Origin of the sequence: Bradyrhizobium sp. AUGA SZCCT0222 (assembly GCF_018130205.1) — a bacterium.
In the GTDB taxonomy this organism is placed as follows: Bacteria; Pseudomonadota; Alphaproteobacteria; order Rhizobiales; family Xanthobacteraceae; genus Bradyrhizobium.
In genome coordinates this window covers 158,009-176,599 of sequence record NZ_JAFCLX010000013.1, presented here as the reverse complement: position 1 = coordinate 176,599, position 18,591 = coordinate 158,009, and the positions used below count along the sequence as shown (strand labels likewise).

The following is an 18,591-nucleotide window of genomic DNA, read 5'->3' as shown; positions in this document are numbered from 1 at the left end:
TCCGATGGCCGCTTTCACTGCAGGCGTCGGAACCCCAGTCATTTTTCTTGATGCAAATCAATGGCGCCAGGGGGCATTCGTACTTCATCGAATGAGATGAAGGGAGAATGCAAATGAGTGATCTCGTTGTGATTGCATTTCCGACCGAAGCGAAAGCGGAGGAAGTCCGTCAGAAATTACTGGCCATGCAGAAGGAGTATCTGATCGAGTTGGGTGACGCGGTAATTGCCGTGAAGGACGCGAACGGAAGCATCAAGCTGAACCAATTGATCAACACAACGGCGGCCGGCGCGGTTTCGGGCACGTTTTGGGGTACTCTGATTGGCCTGATCTTTCTCATGCCGTTGGCCGGTGCGGCCCTCGGTGCAGCGTCGGGCACGCTCGGCGGATATTTGGCCGATATTGGCATCGACGACAAATGGATGAAGGAAACAGCTGCTGCCATTCAGCCCGGAACGGCAGCACTCTTTGTCCTGGTGCGGAAGGTCACCGCGGAAAAGGTGCTCGAGGGTCTTAAGGGCGAGGGGGGTAAGGTACTGAAGACTTCCCTTGACCATACCAAGGAAGCTGCGCTGCAGGCGGCCCTGGCCGGAGCCCAGGCGGCTGTTCCTTCGCCTTCTTGAGCAGCAAGCAGGGGGAGCATGCGGCTGGACTTCCACGCCCGGTCTATTGCGATTTTCTTTCTGGTTGGTGCGTCACCCGGAGCGATGGCGCAGGTACTTACGTCATTCCGTAGTGAATCCCAGGCACAGCGGCATTGCCCGGCGGAGCCTATTGTCTGGCTCGATTTCAAGAGAGGGCGGTACTATCTGAAAGGTCAGAGGCGCTATGCATCAGGCTACACCGGCAGCTTCGTTTGCAGGAATGAGGCCGAGGGCAGCGGCTATCGGCGCTCCCCTCTGGGATTGAGGTAGGTTCTAAATCGAACGGCGTGGTAGCGCCCCTACGTGAGCTTTAGCACCAGGTGCACCGCCGTCGGATCCCGGCGCGGGCCCGGCCTAAAGCCAAACTTTCCAAAGACACCTATCATCGCCTTGTTTTCCGGCAGCACTTCCGCCGTCAATTCCAGCAGCCCGGCATCTCTGGCAATTTTGACGAGATGACGCATCAGGATTGAGCCGATGCCGCGTCCCTGCCAGGCGTCGATGACCACAAATGCCATCTCGGCCCGTCCTGGTTCGAAAATAATGTACCGGCCACCCCCGACAACGGCCTTGCGGCCGGCTTCCTCTGCGAGCGCGACAAGCGCGACATGGTTCTTGAAATCGATGTCCATGAAGTAAGCGCGCTCTTTATCAGAAAAGTGGCGCTTCATGACAAAGAAGCGACGCTGCAGCGATTGGGCGCTGGTCTTACCGACCGCAGCGAGCATATCCGCTTCGTCTTCCGGCCTAAGAGCGCGGATTTCGATTTCGCTGCCGTCACGGAGAAGCTCGTTTGCAGTGTAGTTGATGGTCTCGGACATGACGTGTCCCATCGCCGTCTCAAACGGAGTTTGCCGATGAAACCGTGACTGGCTGTCATTGGCTTGATCTGGATCAAGACCGTTGCTCGGGGGCGGCCGGTAGCTTGGGTGACATGCCCGTTCACAAATGAAGGCGCGTCCTTGAAAACCCTTCGCCAGTATTTGCCCGGAGACGATGTCGTCCAACTTGTGATCCGGCTCGGATTGCTGGCCTTACTGCTCCTCTGGACGTTCGTTCTGATCCGTCCATTCGTGCCGATCCTGGCATGGAGCATCGTCCTCGCCGTTGCGCTCTATCCCGTCTTTGGCGTGCTTTCCAGGCTTCTCGGGGGGCGCCCAAGGCTGGCCGCAGCCATTCTCACCATCATCAATCTCGGCATTGTCATCGGGCCGGCGACCTGGCTTGGCCTGAGTGCGTTGGACGGGGTGAGGGAGCTCGCCGGAAGTCTGAATACTGGTAACCTGGTGGTTCCATCGCCGCCGATAGCTGTCAAGGATTGGCCACTCATCGGTCCGCAAGTTTACGAACTCTGGACCCAAGCTTCCAACAACATTCGCGCGGCGCTGCGCGAGGTCGCCCCTCATCTGAAGCCGCTGGCCGGCACTTTGCTTGCACTCGCGGGCAATGCCGGCGTGGGTACGTTGAAGTTTCTTCTAGCCGTGGCACTGGCCGGGTTTCTCTTTCCCTACGCTTCGCAGCTCGTGGCGGCGGGCAGGGGATTCCTTTTCCGCATCGTGCCCGAACAAAGCGAACACTTCCTGGAATTGGCTGGAGCAACGATCCGTGCGGTATCGCAAGGCGTCATCGGCGTTGCAATCCTCCAATCTTTGCTGGCCGGTATCGGTTTCAAGCTGGCAGGCATTCCCAGTGCGGGCCTATTGGCCTTCGTGGTAATGCTCCTGACGATCGTGCAGATCGGCGCCGCGATCGTCCTGCTCCCCGTGATCATTTGGATCTGGATAGACAAGGATTTTACCACGGCGCTGCTGCTGACGCTGTTCCTGGGTATCGTCAGCGTGCTCGACAACATCGTAAGGCCGTTGGTGATGGGGCGAGGCCTGACAACGCCGAAACTCGTCATCTTCGTCGGGGTGGTCGGGGGAACGCTGGCACATGGAATCGTCGGTCTCTTTATCGGGCCGATCATTCTCTCCCTCGCCTGGGAGTTGACGGTGGCCTGGATACATGCCGACGGCGCGGCCGCGGCGTCACTGCCAGATGATCGTCGGACGTTGACCTAAATCAACGTTCCGCGACGCCCAGGCCCATTGAATAAATCAAACAATGAGGGCGCAACATGTCGACAGACACTGCAACGTCAGCAGGCGGCCCCATCTCAGGGCTTGTCGCTTCAGCCGTAGAATACATGGTCGATGCCGGACAAAGGAGCGTTCTCTTCCTTGACGTCATGCGTCAGCGGGGCGACCAGTACCGGGAACACCTTGCCCAAACCGCACCGCATGTTCTGCAGTATTCGGCTGAACTGATCATCGACGGCCGCAAGCTCGATGAGCCGGTAAATTATGCGCTCGTGCGCATCATTCCGCCCAAAGACGTCGAGATCGATCTCGACCGCCGACCGTTCATCGTGGTCGATCCGCGCGCCGGGCATGGTCCGGGAATTGGAGGGTTCAAGGCGGACAGCGAAATCGGCGTCGCGATGAAGGCGGGTCATCCCTGCTATTTCATCGGCTTCCTGCCGGAACCGATGCCTGGACAGACAATCGAGCGTATCGCGCGCGCCGAGGCTGTCTTCATCGAGCAAGTCATCAGCCGACATCCGCAAGCCGACGGCAAGCCGTGCGTGATCGGCAACTGCCAGGCCGGCTGGGCCGTCATGATCCTGGCGTCGCTGCGGCCGGAACTGTTTGGACCGGTCATCATCGCCGGCGCCCCGCTTGCCTATTGGGCAGGTGTGCATGGCAAAAACCCGATGCGCTATTCTGGTGGACTACTGGGAGGAAGCTGGCTAACCGCCCTAACGAGCGATCTCGGAGCCGGCAAGTTCGATGGTGCCTGGCTGGTGCAAAACTTTGAAAGCCAGAATCCCTCGAATACGCTGTGGACTAAGCAGTACAACGTCTACTCAAAGGTCGATACCGAGGCGGAGCGCTACCTCGAATTCGAACGCTGGTGGGGCGGACACGTCAACCTGAATGCCGAGGAGATTCAGTTCATCGTCGATGAACTGTTCGTCGGCAACAACCTCGCCGCTGGCCGGATCACGATGTCTGGCGGTCAGGCCGTTGATCTGCGCAATATCAGATCGCCGATCCTGGTATTCTGCTCCAAGGGTGACAATATCACGCCACCGCAACAGGCGCTCGATTGGATTCTCGATCTCTATGCCGACGTCGACGAAATCCGCGCCTACGGGCAGACGATCGTCTACACCGTTCACGAAAGCGTCGGCCATCTCGGTATCTTCGTGTCCGGCGGCATTGCCAAGAAGGAACATGCCGAGTTCTCCAGCAACATCGACCTGATCGATGTGTTGCCTCCCGGCCTCTATGAGGCAACTTTCGAGGCTAAGGATTCCGATACCACAAGCGCCGATATGGTCGTGGGGCAATGGGTGATGCGTTGCGAGGCCCGGACGCTTGACGACATTCGAACCATGGGCGGCAATTCGCCTGAGGACGAGCGGCGCTTCGCTGCAGCCAAACGCGTGTCGGAGATCAATCTCGCCGCCTACCAGAAGTTCCTCCAACCCTGGATCAAACGTATGGTGACGCCGCAGATGGCGGAGTCGATGCGCAATCTGCATCCGCTGCGGCTCCAATACGAACTCTTCAGCAGTCGCAATCCATTCATGCCCGCAGTGGAGTCGCTGGCGGAGAAGGTGAGCCAGGAGCGCAACCGCGTCTCGACGGAAAATCCGTTCCTGGCGTTTCAGGAGCAAGTCTCCAAGCAAATCGTTCAGGCACTCGACAGCTGGCGCGATTCCCAGGAGGCGCTCAGCGAAGCGGTGTTCCTCGCCGTCTATGGGTCGTCGGCAGTTCAGGCAGCGGTCGGAATCGATCCGCAGTCGGTACCATCGCGCCGGCAGGAAATGTCGACCAAACATCGCGAGATGCTGCGGGCGCGGATTACCGAACTGAAATCCAGGATCGGCGAAGGAGGCCTCCGGGAAGCGGCCCTGCGAGGCCTGCTGTATGTCGGGTCGGTGCGGGGGATGGTGGACGAACGGAGCCTTGAGGCGCTGCGTAACCTTCGTCGCAGCGACACCGGCGCGCGACTGACGCTGTCCCAGTTCAAGATGCTGGTACGCGAGCAGTTCTTCATGCTGCTTCTGGACCAGGAAAAGGCGTTGGCCGCGATTCCGAAATTGTTGCCCGAGAACTCCGACGCTCGACGTGCGGCCTTCGCCGCAATCCGCGAGGTCCTGTCTGCCAGCGCCGAAATCTCCGGCGAGGTCGCCAAGCGTCTCGAACGCGTCGCTGGTCTGTTCGGCGTCGATGCAGCGGAAGTACCGGAAGTGCGCCGAATTCACCAACGGTAGGGCAGCGGTCGGTAATTACGAGAGCATCGTGGAGCGCAGGAGAGGCAACGCGCTCGCCGGCACGCCAGTTTGATTTTGCCTCACATATCGGCCTGGCGCCGCCGCGATCACTTGAAAAAATTGTGTTGCCCGGAAAGCGACGTACCATGAACCCGCTCAGACGCCCGGAAGAAATTCTCGCCTACCGATCACTGCAGCAGATTCTGGCCGCGAAGCCACGAGATCTGTGGACGGTTGGCCCCCGGGATAACGTGCTCACGGCACTGCGCCTCATGGCCGAGAAGAACATCGGATTTGTCGTCGTCATGGAAGCCGCGGCGATTGTTGGCGCTCTTTCTGAACGCGACTGCGTGCGGCGCCTGGTGCTGGCCGGGAAGTCGCCAGAGGCCACACCCGTCGCGGACATTATGGTCCGGGACGTCATCAAAGCCGACCTGGCCCATACGTTTGCCGATTGTCTGAAGCTGATGCACACGCATGGCATCCGTCACCTGCCGGTGGCGGCCGCCAAGGCCACAAACATTCCGCTTGAAGTATTGCATCGGATAGCGGCGATGGCGAGCGGCGGCATGGACACGTTACCTCATAACGGGGCCGTCATCACGTTGCTCGCCGTGACGGGGTCTCGCCCACAGACAGGCCTATAAGGACGTGTTCGTGATCACGTTGACGAAAACCGCAGCAGTGTTCGTCGTTATCGCAGTGTATTATTTGACTGGGATCTACTAGTTGGCGGCAGGCGGAGACGGGCGGAACAAGACGGTATAGTCGACGATGAAACGAAATTCCGGCTGAACCTCGCGCACATTGCCCTGTTGCCAAAGAGACGAATATTGGGTCTTAAGGCGAAAACCTTTCAGGGGCCCTTCGGTAGGACGGTACTGTATCCAAAGGTCTAGCTCTCTCCGATCGGGAATTCCCACGTTGGTGCCGGGGTTGATGGCGTCCCAGCCATGCGTATACCACGCACCGGCGCTGACACCGGAAAGGCCAACCGTCCCAAAATCGTACGCTACGCTGGCGCCAAGGCCTTCTCATTGGCGTTGTCGAAAGACACCTGCTGCATGTCGGTGTAGTTGGGCTTGATGCCGTATTGCGAAAAAATCTTGGATTCATTGCCGGTGATCGAGCCTGCCGCGAACAGGGTCCATCCGGCATAAACCATCTGCGCCTTGGCAGAGGCCTGATAGGTCTGAAAAAAAGCTCCGGTGAGCAGGTTCGCCCCGACGCTTTGTTGTTCGATGACGTTTGCGCCGATGATCCAGTTTGGTAGCCCCTTCGGCTGCTTGAAGTCGTATTCTGCCTGAGCGAATGCCGTGTTGACGGTATCCTGGACGTGGTAGTCCATGGCCGTCAGCGATAGCCCGGCAATCGGCCGCCATCTGACCATCCCGAAGGCGGCACCGTGGTTGAAGACATCGCCGCCGGCCAACGCATCCGACATGGGGATGAAGTCGTTCGAGTCTCGCTGTTTTATAGTCCAGAGATAACCGACCGAGTAATCGTAGTTCCGGTCCTTGTCCGGCAGCGAGACCAAAGTCGTGCCTTCAAACGTGTTTGGCACCATGCGATTGTCTGAAGGGTTGATTAGAGGCGTGTCCACCAGTTGACGACCGCCACGAATTTCCTGGTCGCCGATTTGAATGCGCCCATAGATCTGCCCGAGTACGGCGATTGAATTCTGCGGCGGAGCCAGCAGCCTGGTGCCGCCCTCATCGGGCGGAGCGAACAGTGGCTGTGAGGTATAGCCGGCGATATGGATCCCGAACAGATCGCCGATAAGGCCCGATCGAAACGCCGCCCAGCCGCCACCCGCCAAGGCCTGCGACCTCGATCCATCAAAATTGTCACGCGTCAAATAATAGGTTCGAGCCACGAACTGCACCAGCGAATCGCGAAAGAACGCCGGCGTGTCTTTGGAATACTGCCAATAGATCTCGTTCATGTAAGGCTGGGGAGGGAATTTGTTCAAAGTCCAGGAAAGGCGCTCCTGATCCGCAATCTCGTTGCGATCTGCGGGCAGAAGTTGCTGCGCGCGGGATTCCGTGGGTATGCCGGCCAATCCCGCGCAAGTCCCGATTCATCCTGCGGTGAGAAGCCAGATTGGTCGAGAACTTGGACGATATGGTCGTTTTGGCCCAGATAGTAGCATATCGATCTCCTCGCACTCGTCCGCACTGCGCGCTTGCAGCCATAGGATCGAAGGAGGTCGCAAGACCATTTCATCGAAATGGGAAAGGGGCTTGGCCACCCTTGATCTATATCAATGACGGCGGTTTGGAATCCGGCCGTGTCAGCGGCACCACACATCTGCCAGTGAAGCTGACTTAACCGCCCAGTGGCGAAGATGGCCGCCGTAGCCAGTCGTCAGTCTACGACGTGATATCCGCCGTCGACATAAATGGTGTCGCCGGTAATAAGCTTGGCCGCGTCATGAACCAGGAATGCCGTTGCGGCGCCGACGTCTTCGATGCTCACCAGACGGTGCGTCGGCGCCTTGGTTCTCGCCTTTTCAAGTAACTTGTCAAACTCGGGGATGCCCGAAGTGGTGCGTGTCGCGAGCGGCCCCGGGGAGATGGCGTGCACGCGAATGCCTTTGGGACCAAGCTCGGCGGACACGTATCTCACTGCGCTTTCAAGAGCAGCGTTCGCCACTCCCATGATGTTGTAGTTCTTCACGACCGTCTGACTGCCGTAATAGGTCATCGTGAAGAGGGTGCCACCCTTTTTCATCAAGGGTTCGGCCAGTTCAGCCATTCGGAGGAACGTCCAACACGAGACCTGCATGGTGGTCAAAAAGCCCTCCAGAGGCACGTCGACGACTCGCCCGTGCAGCGCCTTCGGTGGCGCGAACGCGATCGAATGCACAACGAAGTTCAGCCTGACCACTCCCGTGCGATTCTGTCGAATACGGCTTCGATCTGGCCGGGTACACGGGCGTCGAGCGGCATCACGATCTTGGCGTCCAGCTCGTGGGCCAACGGCTCCACATACTTTTGGCTTTGTCATCCAGATAGGTGACGGCCAGATCAGCCCCAAAGGCGCGAAATGCCGCGGCACATCCCCACGCGATCGATCGCTCGTTTGCGATGCCTACCACCAGTCCCTTTTTCCCTTGCAGCAGCTTGGCCTTGACGGTGGGAATCAATCGAAGCTTCCCGTTCCCGCTCAGATCGACGGGATCGCCGCGAACGTATCGTTCCGCGGCCAGCTTCAGCGTGTTGAAGGCCTGGCGCCGATCCTTGGCCTCGACAGTCCGCGCTACTTCGCGGCCGTTGACGCCCAACTGCCCTTCGCCCCATGGAGCAACGTTGATTTCAAAGCGATCGCCACCCATGGCGGCGGAGAATTGCTGGATCGTTGCCCTTTGCCCACGGCCAGTTCCGCGTTGGGTACCCAATCGGCTTTCGTTAGCGGCATGGCGGTTCCTTTTCTTGCGGCGTGTCGTGCCGCTAGTTGGCGGTTCCGATGCTCCGCTTTGTCAGCTACTTCATGATCGTGTCTTGCTTGCCGAAGGCGCTTCGATAGATCATCCAGTACATTGCGCCGACGAGCCCGGCGCCACCTGCGATATTGCCGAGCGTGACCGGCACAAGATTGTGAAAGATTCCCGCCATGGTTATGGCCGACGCGTCGAAGTCAGGGGGGACGCTACCCGTTCGCGTCATCAGCCAGGCCAAAGGCAGGAAATACATGTTGGCGACACAGTGCTCGAAGCCGGCCGCTATGAAGGCTGAGACCGGAAATATCAGTGCACCAATCTTGTCGATCACCGACCGGCCGGCATAGGCGAGCCACACCGCCAGGCAAACGAGCAGGTTGCACAAAACTCCCTTGAAAAATAAGGTTACAGCGTCGGGCTGGATCTTCGCGGCGGCCGTACTCAAGACCGAAAGGCCAATGCGGCCTCCATTCATGTCGAGATGATGCGAAAGGAAGACCAGACCCACAAGTCCGATCGAGCCGATCAAATTACCAAAATAGACGACGACCCAGTTGCGCAGCATTTCCCTCGTCGACACGTCGCCGCTTGCCCACGCCATCACGATTAGATTGTTTCCCGTGAACAGCTCGGCTCCGCCAACCAGAACGATTACCAGTCCGAGCGAAAATGCCAGCCCGCCCATCACGCGCGCCGCGGCGAAACTCAGTTCCGCGTCACTGACGATGACGGTATAGTAGAGCGCGCCGAGTCCAATGCTGCCGCCTGCGATCACCGCGAGCATCAACGAAGCCAAGAAGGGAAGGTTGGCCTTCTTGACTCCGACTTTCTCGATAGCTTCCTTGATTTGGGCCGGGCTGTAAGCATTCAAATTGAAGATGGGTGGTTGTTGCGGCGGGGATGCCTGATCAGACATGCCGTGTCTCCTGTCCTCGGTCAATCAACCAGCGTAACCCTCTGGTGCGCCCTTAGCGCGGGTCTCTTGGTCACCTAGCCGCCGCCGCTCCCAACCATGAGGAGACCCACGATCTGCGCTGCGATCACCTTCACCAGTGTCATGGAAGGAAAGATCATGGCGTAACCAATGTCGGGGCGTTCGGTGGGAGCCATTTTGGTCGAATAGACGAGAATCGCCGGATTTCCCGTGGCGCCGGATGCCACGCCGACAAGATCATCGTACGGGATTTTCAGAGCGTAGTGTCCGACCAGCAGGACGATGAATACGGTCGTCAGGAGAACCGCAACCCCGATAAAGAGCATGGTAAGCCCGGATTCCGCGACGGTTCGAACGAAGGGTTGCCCCGCGTTGACGCCAACGGTCGCCAGGAACATCGCCAAGCCGAAATTTCTGAGGACGATGTTGGCCGGCAACGGCATGGTCCAAAGCATGGGGCCGGTGCGGCGCAATTTGCCGAGGATGAGAGCGACGATCAGCGGTCCGCCACCGATGCCGAGTGTGACGACACCCACTCCGGGAATTGGAATCGGAATGAGTCCGAGGAGCACGCCTAGGACCATGCCGATCCCGAGCGAGACGTAGCTGAATTCGGCCGCAGCCTTCACTGTGTCGCCGAAATGCCGGCGAATCTCCTCCTTTCGGTCAGGAGGAGTCAGGACGCCGACCCGGTCGCCGAATTCCAGCAACAGGTCCGGCGCCGGCACGAGGTCCGCATCGTAGCGACGAACATGCAATAGGTGGGTCGGATAGCCGGCAGGCATCGGAAGGCTGGCAAGGGGGACCCCAACCACGTTGGCCTTGCCAACGAACACCCGGATGTAGTCGAGATCGGCGCGGTCGCTGGCCAGGCGGCCGGGTTCCAGTTTCCCCAGCGTGGCGGCCGCCCGCGCAATTTCTTCATGCTGCTCCGCGACCACGAGAATAGCATCTCCGGCCGACAAGACCGTATCCGCCGTGGGAACGAAGTTATGCCCGTCCTTTCGAACCATCGTAACCTGCACATCGCCGAGCGCACCGGCCGTTAGCTCGTCGAGTCTCTTTCCCGCATGGGTTTCGCCGATCGAAATCTCGCCCATGTGGAATCGCTGCGCTTTGGCCGGAAACTTCGGCTTTACGATCCGGGTCATGAAGTAGATGCAAAGGATCGGGCCGATGACCCCGAAGGGATAGGCAATGGAATAGCCAATCGACGGATCTTTGTTCTTCATGACGTCGAGCGCCGCCTGGAGGGAGGCGGTACTGGTCATCGATCCGGCATAGATGCCGAGCGTATGCCCGATCTTGATGCTGAAAATGTGCCCGAGCCCAAGTGCGACGAGCAGGCTCGCCAAGCATGCCACAAGCGCCAGCAAATTGTACTTCTGCCCGACGCCGACCATGCCTTCAAAGAACTGCCTACCGTAGAGAATTCCGATTCCGTACAGGAACATGATCAGTCCGGTTAGCCCGATCGGCCCCGTGATCTGCGCTTTGGGCGCGAAGGCGCCGATAGCAAGACCCACGAAAAGAACAGCGCCGACGCCGAGCGAAAATCCGCCGACACTGATCTGACCAACCAGGTAGCCCAATCCGATCGCCAGAAACGCCGTCAGTATCGGCTGACTTCCGATAATCTCGCGAGCGAGGTCCAGCATGTCGGTTCTCCCCCAAAACCAGTTGTCGTCAACGCACCCGGCAGCCTGCGGCGCGAAACTGTCCAATGACCCGATTCACCAAGTCTCCGCTGGCGGACGGAGTGTCGAGAAGCTTGTAGTCAAGCCCCATCGACTTCCACTTGAAGGAACCCATCTGATGGAACGGCTGTACCTCGACCCATTCGACGTTCTTCATCGGCGCAACGAAGCGAGCGATGCCGTCGACGTTGGCGGGATCGTCGGTCTCGCCGGGGACGAGCGTGAAACGCACCCACACCGGCTTGGATAGCGAAGCTAGGCGCTCAGCGAATCGAAGTGTCGGCGCGAGGTCCCGACCTGTCACTCGGCGATAGGTGTCAGGATCCGAGCTCTTGATATCGAGCAAAATGAGGTCGATCGCCGACAGATACGAATCATCCGCGCGATCGCCCAGGAATCCCGAAGTTTCGATAGCGGTATGCAGGCCCATTTTCTTGGCGCCGGCGAAAATCCGCCGGGTAAAGGCAAGCTGCACCATCGGCTCGCCGCCCGATATCGTCAGTCCTCCGCCAAGACTTAGAACTGCCGGCGCAAAGTCGCCGAGCCGACGTAGTACCTGATCCGTCGACACGTAAGTGCCGTCCTTGAGGTGCCAGGTGTCCGGATTGTGGCAGTAAGTACAGCGCAGAAGGCATCCCGAGACGAAAAGCACGACGCGCAAGCCCGGTCCGTCATAGCGCGACGCCGTCTCGTAGGAATGGCAATACCCGAATGAGCCCGCTTCGTCCTTGATCTTGTCTTCATCAGGGGCATCGGGCGAAATCCCAACCCGGAGGTCGTAGCGACTTCCGGGCTCGAGCGGCTGCTCCGTCGACATCATGGGCCTCGAGTCAGATTTGGCCGTGGAAAGTACGGCTGATCACATCCCTCTGTTGTTCCGGCGTCAGGCGAACGAAGTTCACCGCGTAGCCCGAGACCCGGATCGTGAGCTGCGGGTATTTGTCGGGATTCTTGATCGCGTCCTCGAGCTTCTCCCTGTCGATCACGTTCAGATTCATGTGGAAGCCGCCCCGCTCGAAATAGACGTCGAAAGCTTTAACGGCTTCATCAAGAAGCTGGCCTTCGGACAAATGCGCCTTTTGAGGAGCGATGGAGACGGTGTAGCTGATGCCGTCCTGCGCGTCCTTGTAGGGAAGCTTGGCGACGGACAGGCAGGAGGCGAGCCAGCCGTGGCTGTCCCGGCCGTGCATCGGATTTGCGCCTGGCCCGAACGGCTCGCCCTTGCGGCGGCCGTCGGGAGTATTTCCCGTGGCCTTGCCATACACAACGTTCGAGGTGATGGTGAGTACGCTTTGGGTATGCGTCGCGTTCCGGTAGGTGGGGTGTTTTCGTATCTTCACCATGAAGCTTGTGACGATGTCCGAGGCGATTTGATCCACGCGGTCGTCATTATTGCCGAACTGCGGGGTCGCCTTGTTGCCCTCGTTCTGATAGTCGACCACCAGGCCGGTCGCCGCATCGCGGGTGGCTCGGATCTTTCCATACTTGATCGCACTCAGGCTGTCGGCGACCACCGAAAGGCCGGCGATTCCAAATGCCATCGTTCTCAGGACGTCGCGGTCGTGAAGCGCCATTTCGAGACGTTCATAGAAGTACTTGTCGTGCATGTAATGGATGCAGTTCATCGCATGCACGTAGGTACGCGCCAGCCACTCCATCGTTGTATCGAACTTGGCCATCACGTCATCGTAGTCAAGGAAATCGCCCACGACCGGCAGTGTCTGGGGGGCAACCTGGTCGCCCGATATTTCGTCGCGGCCACCATTGATCGCGTAGAGCAGTGCCTTGGCGAGGTTGACGCGGGCGCCGAAGAATTGCATCTGCTTGCCTAGGCGCATTGCAGAGACGCAGCAGGCGATGCCGTAATCGTCTCCCCAGAACGGGCGCATCAGATCGTCGTTCTCGTACTGAAGGGCCGACGTGTCCCGGCTGACCTTGACGCAGTAGCGCTTGAATGCCGCCGGCATGTGGTTAGACCAGAGCACCGTAATGTTCGGTTCCGGCGCCGGACCGAGGTTGTACAAGGTGTGCAGCATGCGATAGCTGCTCTTGGTCACGAGGGCGCGTCCGTCCAGATCCATGCCACCGACGCATTCGGTCGCCCAATAGGGATCGCCGCTGAACAGCGCATCATAGTCCGGTGTGCGCAGGAACCGGACGATCCGGAGCTTCTGGACCAACTGGTCCCAAAGCTCCTGCGCCCGCGCTTCATCGAGGACCGCGCCCTTCAGGTCCCGTTCGATATAGATATCGAGGAAGCTCGAGATGCGACCGATGGACATCGCCGCGCCATTGGCCTCCTTGATCGCGCCGAGATAGGCAAAATAGGTCCACTGAAACGCTTCCTGCGCATTCGCGGCCGGCTTCGATATGTCGCAGCCGTAAAGCTGGGCCATTGAGGCCAGGTCCTTGAGCGCGCGCACCTGCTCGGACAGTTCTTCGCGTGACCGGATGATTTCGTCGGTCGGCCACATGCCGTCGATCTGTTCCCGCTCGACGCGCTTGGCCTCAAGGAGCCGGTCGATCCCATAGAGGGCCACGCGCCGATAATCGCCGATGATCCGCCCGCGGCCGTAAGAGTCGGGAAGGCCCGTAATAATCCCTGACCGTCGACAGCTCATGATCTCCGGCGTGTAGGCATCGAATACGCCATCGTTGTGCGACTTTCGATACTGCGTGAAGGCCTCATGAACGCCCGGATCGGGATCGAAGCCTGCGGCCTTGAGGCCCGTCTCAACCATGCGGAGCCCGCCAAAGGGGAAGATGGCCCGCTTGAAGGGCTGGTCCGTCTGCAGACCCACGATCACTTCGTTGCCGCGATCGATATAGCCGGCCTTATGTGCAAGTAGCGTCGAAGGAGTGGCGGCATCGACCGCGAGGACGCCCTTCTTCCTTTCATCCGCGAAGTAAGGCTGCAGTTTCTCCCAAACCGCCAAGGTGCGCTGAGTTGGTCCGGTCAAAAAGTCCTCATTGCCCGGGTAAGGCGTGACGTTCCGGACGATGAAGTCGCGAACGTTGATGGATGTGGTCCAGTCCCCGGGCCGAAAAGCGCTCCAGCAATCGTCCGCACCGGCCTGCTTCCGTAGAGCTGCGCTTGCCTTCATGGTCGCTCTCCCAGTTGTATTCGATGGTTGCTTTGGCGCGCCAGCGATCGATCCAGGACCGCCGCAATCGTGCATGTGATGATCCGAGCATCGTGGCGCTGGGCCTCCGGCGTTTGATCTATGTCAAGTAAAACGCCGTCGAACATTTTCCGAGCTAGGCCGCCCCCGGCGGCAGAACTTGGGGATCCGTACTTTTTGATGCAACCAGACTGTCGGTGTCTTGTGCGCGTTCAGACTGGGATTGGCTTGCACTGGAAGCCGAACCATTGACCTAGATCAAAGCCCGATGGTGAACGGCGCGTCTGATCCAGAAAGATCCGGAGCGATGCCATGTCAGCCGATACAGCGAAGAAGCCCTCAGCGAGAAAATATGACCATCTGATCGCGGCAGCCCAAGCGGTGCCGCCGGCATCGACCATCGTCGTGCATCCCTGCGACGAAACGTCATTGCGCGGCGTTGTCGACAGTGCGGCAGCAGGCATTATCCGGCCGGTGCTGGTTGGACCCGAAAGGAAGATCAGAGATACCGCGAGTAGATACGACCTCAACATCTCCGGGATCGAGATCGTCGATACGCCGCATAGCGACGCCGCGGCGGCGAAAGGTGTTGAACTCATCCATGCCGCCAGGGGCGAGATGCTGATGAAGGGCAGCCTGCACACCGACGAGCTGATGCGCAGCGTCACGGCAAAGGTGGGTGGACTGCGGACCGACCGGCGGATCAGCCACGTGTTCGTGATGGACGTGCCGGCCTATGCCGAGACGCTGTTTGTGACGGACGCAGCCATCAACATCTTCCCCGATCTCGACGCCAAGCGGGACATTATACAAAACGCCATCGATCTCTATACGCAAGCCGGTTTTGGCAAGTTACCGCGTGTGGCAATCCTGTCGGCAGTCGAGACCGTCACCTCCAAGATTCCTTCCACCATCGAAGCAGCAGCGCTTTGCAAGATGGCAGATCGCGGGCAAATTACTGGCGGCTTGCTCGATGGCCCCCTTGCTTTCGACAACGCGATCGACGTGGAAGCGGCGCGCATCAAGGGAATCAAATCCGAGGTCGCAGGCCGGGCGCAGATATTGCTCGTTCCAGACCTCGAATCCGGCAATATGCTGGCTAAAAATCTGGCCTACTTCGCCAAGGCTGACGGTGCCGGCATCGTGCTCGGCGCCCGGGTGCCTGTCGTGCTGACGTCGCGTGCGGACACGGCGCGGGCGCGGATGGCTTCCTGCGCGGTGGCCGCACTTTATGCGCATGCCAGGCGCCAACATGCACCGACAATTGCCGCGTGATCGCCATGGACACGATCCTTGTTGTCAATGCGGGGTCTTCAAGCGTCAAGTTCCAGATATTTTCTGTCGAGGGAGAGGGGCGGCTGCAGCGGCAGATCAAGGGCCAGGTGGACGGTATCGGCAGTCGTCCGCGGCTTCGAGCCAGCGGCGCGAATGGTGATTCGCTGGCCGACCGCGCCTATCAAATTGATCGCATGCCAGACGTTTCGGCCGCGCTCGGTACGGCGGGTGAGTGGTTACGGAATGAACTTCGCATCAGTCCCATGGCGGTGGGACATCGCGTCGTTCATGGCGGCCCGGACTATGATCGGCCGGTGCTGATCGACTATGGCGTCGTGGCGCGACTGGAGCGGTTCGTGGCCCTGGCTCCGCTTCATCAGCCGCACAATTTGGCTCCGATCCGCTCGCTTCTGACCAATTTCCCAACGCTTCCGCAGGTGGCCTGTTTCGACACCGCATTTCACCGCACGCATGACGCAGTCGCCGACCATTATGCGATACCGCATCGGCTTCATGCCGAAGGCGTTCGACGTTACGGATTTCACGGTCTCTCCTACGAATACATCGCGAAGACACTGCCGCAAATCGCGCCTGATATCGCCAAGGGCCGTGTGATCGTGGCGCATCTCGGTAGCGGTGCTTCAATGTGCGCGCTGAAGCAAGGACTCAGCGCCGAGAGCACGATGGGATTCACGGCTCTCGACGGCCTTCCTATGGGAACGCGCCCGGGACAAATCGATCCCGGCGTCGTGCTCTATCTCATCAGCGAAAAGGGAATGTCGGCGTCCAATGTGCAGGACTTTCTCTATCGCGAATGCGGCTTGAAAGGCCTTTCTGGCATCAGCAACGATATGCGGGAGCTGGAGGGGAGCGCTGATCCACATGCAAAGCTGGCCGTCGACTATCTTGTATACCGCATCGGTCTCAACGCGGGCATGCTTGCGGCGGCGTTGCAGGGCGTGGACGCTTTCGTCTTCACGGCCGGCATCGGAGAAAACTCGGCGCGAATTCGGGCAAGTATCGTAAATCAGCTCGGATGGCTCGGTGTCACGCTCGATCCAGCCGAAAATGCCCGTCACGCGCGGCTGATCTCTCGGTCGGACAGTCGTATTCCGGTTTACATCGTGCCGACCGACGAGGAGTTGATGATCGCGCAGCATACCCTGTCCCTGCTGTTGAACAGGCCATCGCCCAGCCCCAGACATGAGAGGGCGTCATGATCCCCGTATTCCCGGATACCAAGGTTGCCCTGAAGGGCAAGAAAGGCCTGATCGTCGGCATCGCCAACGACCAATCGATCGCCTGGGGATGCGCCAAGGCATTTCGCGCGCTTGGGGCGGATCTCGCGGTCACCTACCTGAACGCTCGTGCGAAAAAGCACGTCGAGCCGCTGGCCAAGGCATTGGAGGCACCGATCTTCATGCCCATGGATGTCATGGTCGAGGGCCAAACAGAGCAGGTGTTCGACCGGATCCAGAAGGAGTGGGGGCAGCTCGATTTCCTGCTGCACTCAATCGCCTTCTCACCCAAGGAGGCGCTGCATGGACGCGTGGTGGATGTCAATCGCGATGGCTTCCTCAAGACCATGGATGTCTCATGCTGGTCGTTCATGCGAATGGCTCATCTGGCCGAACCGTTGATGAAGAATGGTGGAACCATTTTCACCATGACCTACTATGGCAGCCAAATGGTGGTAGAGAATTACAATGTGATGGGCGTCGCTAAAGCAGCGCTTGAAGCTGCTGTCCGCTACGTGGCTGCTGAACTAGGCCCAAAAGGCATCCGAGTTCACGCGATCTCGCCTGGACCGCTCGCTACGCGTGCCGCGTCGGGCATCCCGGAATTCGACGAGTTGATGGACAAGGCGCAATCGAAGGCGCCGGCGCGCAGCCTCGTCAGCATCGACGACGTCGGCAACGCAACGGCATTTTTGGCGCTCGACGGTGCTAAGCTCATTACGGGAAGCGTGCTCTACGTCGACGGCGGATATCACATCATCGATTGAGCGAGCTGGCGCGGCGCGCCGTTTAGCGATAGTGCAAGGCAATCAGCTCGGCGATGCAAGCGGGGCGCTTGCCATCCTCGATCTCGATCATGAGATGATAATTTACGCGCAAGCCATCCGGCGGTACGTCTTCCGCTTCGGAGATCGAGACGCGACCCCGGAGCCTCGTGCCTGCCGGCACCGGCGCCAAATAGCGGATCCGATCCGCTCCGTAGTTGAGGGTGTTCCGCACGCCCTTGAGACCGACCACCGATCGGATGAAGAGTGGCGCGAGCGCGAGTGAAAGCAGGCCGTGCGCAATGGTCTTGCCACTGGGCAGTTCCTTCCTGGCGCGCTCCTGGTCGACGTGAATCCACTGTTCGTCGCAGGTCGCCTCCGCGAACATGTTGATACGATCCTGGGTCACCTCAATCCAGTCGCTGACGCCGATCTCGCTTCCGACGGCGGACTTGATCTCGTTGAGGTCGCTGAATATCCGCATGCTTCATAATCCAGTCAAATCTGCATTTCCGGAACGGAGTTAGGAATGATGAGTTCGGCCTCAGTGACGGCCATAACCTCCGCGATGCCGACGCCGGGCGCTGTCTCCAGCAGAGTCGCTCTGCCATCCGGAAACGCGATTACCGCCATGTCGGTCACGACCAGGCTTACCGGCCGCGCAGAGGTCAATGGCAGGGTGCATTTCGCCACGATCTTCGATTTTCCCTTGGCGGCGTGTTGCATGGCGACGATGACCCGCTTGGCGCCGCTGACGAGGTCCATTGCTCCCCCCATGCCGGGCACCATCTTGCCAGGGATCATCCAGTTGGCGAGATGTCCATGCGCATCGACCTGAAGGCCGCCAAGCACGGTGACATCGACATGGCCGCCACGGATCAATCCGAAGGACATCGCGCTGTCGAAGGTGCTGGCACCAGGCAAGGCACTGATCGGGCGGCCCCCCGCATCTGTCAGGAGCGGATGAGCCATTCCTTGCTCCGGTATAGGGCCGGTTCCGATCAATCCGTTTTCCGACTGGAAGAATACTTTGAGTTCAGGCGGAACATAGTTGGACACCAGCGTGGGAATTCCGATTCCGAGGTTCACGAGGTTGCCGCTATGGAGTTCCTTTGCGACACGCCGGGCGATGATTGAGTGTCCATCCATGG

General features: G+C 59.4%; 14 protein-coding genes and 4 pseudogenes. 8 read left to right on the top strand and 10 right to left on the bottom strand.

Going from position 1 to position 18,591, the window contains the following annotated elements; translation table 11 throughout:
• Positions 1-113 precede the first annotated feature (113 nt).
• On the top strand, positions 114-623 hold the full coding sequence (locus JQ629_RS14520; protein ID WP_212413254.1) for a DUF1269 domain-containing protein: 510 nt from the start codon (positions 114-116) through the stop codon (positions 621-623).
• 320 nt (positions 624-943) lie between these two features.
• Here the strand turns inward: JQ629_RS14520 and JQ629_RS14515 are convergent, their stop codons facing one another.
• Positions 944-1,465 carry a GNAT family N-acetyltransferase gene (locus JQ629_RS14515; protein WP_212413253.1) on the bottom strand — a complete coding sequence of 174 codons (522 nt, stop codon included), beginning with the start codon at positions 1,463-1,465 and terminating at the stop codon, positions 944-946.
• Between the two features lie 141 nt (positions 1,466-1,606).
• On the opposite strand from JQ629_RS14515, the gene JQ629_RS14510 reads away from it, so the two are divergent.
• The 4 genes and pseudogenes from JQ629_RS14510 to JQ629_RS14495 all read left to right on the top strand — a co-directional run.
• Entirely contained in the window at positions 1,607-2,707 is a 1,101-nt protein-coding gene (locus JQ629_RS14510; protein ID WP_212413252.1) for an AI-2E family transporter, read from the top strand.
• Positions 2,708-2,763: 56 nt separating this feature from the next.
• Positions 2,764-4,968: a DUF3141 domain-containing protein gene (locus tag JQ629_RS14505; RefSeq protein WP_212413251.1), complete on the top strand. Its 2,205-nt coding sequence runs from the start codon at positions 2,764-2,766 to the stop codon at positions 4,966-4,968.
• Positions 4,969-5,114: 146 nt separating this feature from the next.
• Positions 5,115-5,420, top strand: a pseudogene (locus JQ629_RS37515) (CBS domain-containing protein); the annotation flags it as partial.
• Between the two features lie 45 nt (positions 5,421-5,465).
• Positions 5,466-5,697, top strand: a pseudogene (locus tag JQ629_RS14495) (GntP family permease); the annotation flags it as partial.
• On the opposite strand, the pseudogene JQ629_RS37895 reads toward JQ629_RS14495, so the two are convergent.
• The 7 genes and pseudogenes from JQ629_RS37895 to pflB all read right to left on the bottom strand — a co-directional run.
• Positions 5,694-5,969: pseudogene (locus tag JQ629_RS37895) on the bottom strand (OprD family outer membrane porin); the annotation flags it as partial. The pseudogenes JQ629_RS14495 and JQ629_RS37895 sit on opposite strands and share 4 nt — an antisense overlap.
• An 11-nt stretch (positions 5,970-5,980) precedes the next feature.
• Positions 5,981-7,030: an OprD family outer membrane porin gene (locus tag JQ629_RS14485; protein ID WP_212413250.1), complete on the bottom strand. Its 1,050-nt coding sequence runs from the start codon at positions 7,028-7,030 to the stop codon at positions 5,981-5,983.
• Between the two features lie 305 nt (positions 7,031-7,335).
• Positions 7,336-8,116 (bottom strand): annotated as a pseudogene (gene fabI, locus JQ629_RS14480) (enoyl-ACP reductase FabI).
• A 337-nt stretch (positions 8,117-8,453) separates the two neighbouring features.
• A complete protein-coding gene (locus JQ629_RS14475) occupies positions 8,454-9,326 on the bottom strand; it encodes a formate/nitrite transporter family protein (RefSeq protein WP_212413249.1) in 873 nt (290 codons plus the stop codon).
• 74 nt (positions 9,327-9,400) lie between these two features.
• On the bottom strand, positions 9,401-11,002 hold the full coding sequence (locus JQ629_RS14470; protein WP_212413248.1) for an aspartate:alanine exchanger family transporter: 1,602 nt from the start codon (positions 11,000-11,002) through the stop codon (positions 9,401-9,403).
• Positions 11,003-11,030: 28 nt separating this feature from the next.
• Positions 11,031-11,858, bottom strand: coding sequence for a pyruvate formate-lyase-activating protein (pflA, locus tag JQ629_RS14465; RefSeq protein WP_212413247.1), 828 nt, complete (start codon positions 11,856-11,858; stop codon positions 11,031-11,033).
• 13 nt (positions 11,859-11,871) lie between these two features.
• A complete protein-coding gene (gene pflB / locus JQ629_RS14460) occupies positions 11,872-14,145 on the bottom strand; it encodes a formate C-acetyltransferase (RefSeq protein WP_212413246.1) in 2,274 nt (757 codons plus the stop codon).
• Positions 14,146-14,460: 315 nt separating this feature from the next.
• Here pflB and JQ629_RS14455 point away from each other — a divergent pair, with 315 nt between their 5' ends.
• Genes JQ629_RS14455 through fabI (JQ629_RS14445) form a run of 3 tightly spaced genes read left to right on the top strand, consistent with a single transcriptional unit; the run spans position 14,461 to position 17,443 of the window.
• Complete coding sequence (locus tag JQ629_RS14455) at positions 14,461-15,438, top strand: phosphate acetyltransferase (protein ID WP_349631267.1); 978 nt, start codon at positions 14,461-14,463, stop codon at positions 15,436-15,438.
• Positions 15,439-15,443: 5 nt separating this feature from the next.
• Entirely contained in the window at positions 15,444-16,658 is a 1,215-nt protein-coding gene (locus tag JQ629_RS14450; RefSeq protein WP_212413244.1) for an acetate/propionate family kinase, read from the top strand.
• The gene (fabI, locus tag JQ629_RS14445; RefSeq protein WP_212413243.1) at positions 16,655-17,443 is read left to right on the top strand and encodes an enoyl-ACP reductase FabI; all 789 of its coding nucleotides are present in this window, start codon (positions 16,655-16,657) and stop codon (positions 17,441-17,443) included. Before JQ629_RS14450 ends, fabI (JQ629_RS14445) begins: the two co-directional genes overlap by 4 nt.
• 22 nt (positions 17,444-17,465) lie before the next feature.
• Here the strand turns inward: fabI (JQ629_RS14445) and JQ629_RS14440 are convergent, their stop codons facing one another.
• On the bottom strand, positions 17,466-17,924 hold the full coding sequence (locus JQ629_RS14440; RefSeq protein WP_212413242.1) for a MaoC family dehydratase: 459 nt from the start codon (positions 17,922-17,924) through the stop codon (positions 17,466-17,468).
• 14 nt (positions 17,925-17,938) lie between these two features.
• Positions 17,939-18,589, bottom strand: a complete 651-nt coding sequence (locus JQ629_RS14435) for a 3-oxoacid CoA-transferase subunit B (RefSeq protein ID WP_212413282.1) — start codon at positions 18,587-18,589, stop codon at positions 17,939-17,941.
• Positions 18,590-18,591 lie beyond the last annotated feature (2 nt).

What these genes read in the sequence shown, in the direction of transcription:
- pflB (WP_212413246.1), bottom strand. Translation starts at nt 14,145, where the DNA reads ATGAAGGCAAGCGCAGCTCTACGGAAGCAGGCCGGTGCGGACGATTGC.
- JQ629_RS14435 (WP_212413282.1), bottom strand. Translation starts at nt 18,589, where the DNA reads ATGGATGGACACTCAATCATCGCCCGGCGTGTCGCAAAGGAACTCCAT.
- JQ629_RS14475 (WP_212413249.1), bottom strand. Translation starts at nt 9,326, where the DNA reads ATGTCTGATCAGGCATCCCCGCCGCAACAACCACCCATCTTCAATTTG.
- JQ629_RS14515 (WP_212413253.1), bottom strand. Translation starts at nt 1,465, where the DNA reads ATGTCCGAGACCATCAACTACACTGCAAACGAGCTTCTCCGTGACGGC.
- JQ629_RS14470 (WP_212413248.1), bottom strand. Translation starts at nt 11,002, where the DNA reads ATGCTGGACCTCGCTCGCGAGATTATCGGAAGTCAGCCGATACTGACG.
- JQ629_RS14505 (WP_212413251.1), top strand. Translation starts at nt 2,764, where the DNA reads ATGTCGACAGACACTGCAACGTCAGCAGGCGGCCCCATCTCAGGGCTT.
- pflA (WP_212413247.1), bottom strand. Translation starts at nt 11,858, where the DNA reads ATGTCGACGGAGCAGCCGCTCGAGCCCGGAAGTCGCTACGACCTCCGG.
- JQ629_RS14440 (WP_212413242.1), bottom strand. Translation starts at nt 17,924, where the DNA reads ATGCGGATATTCAGCGACCTCAACGAGATCAAGTCCGCCGTCGGAAGC.
- JQ629_RS14450 (WP_212413244.1), top strand. Translation starts at nt 15,444, where the DNA reads ATGGACACGATCCTTGTTGTCAATGCGGGGTCTTCAAGCGTCAAGTTC.
- JQ629_RS14520 (WP_212413254.1), top strand. Translation starts at nt 114, where the DNA reads ATGAGTGATCTCGTTGTGATTGCATTTCCGACCGAAGCGAAAGCGGAG.
- fabI (WP_212413243.1), top strand. Translation starts at nt 16,655, where the DNA reads ATGATCCCCGTATTCCCGGATACCAAGGTTGCCCTGAAGGGCAAGAAA.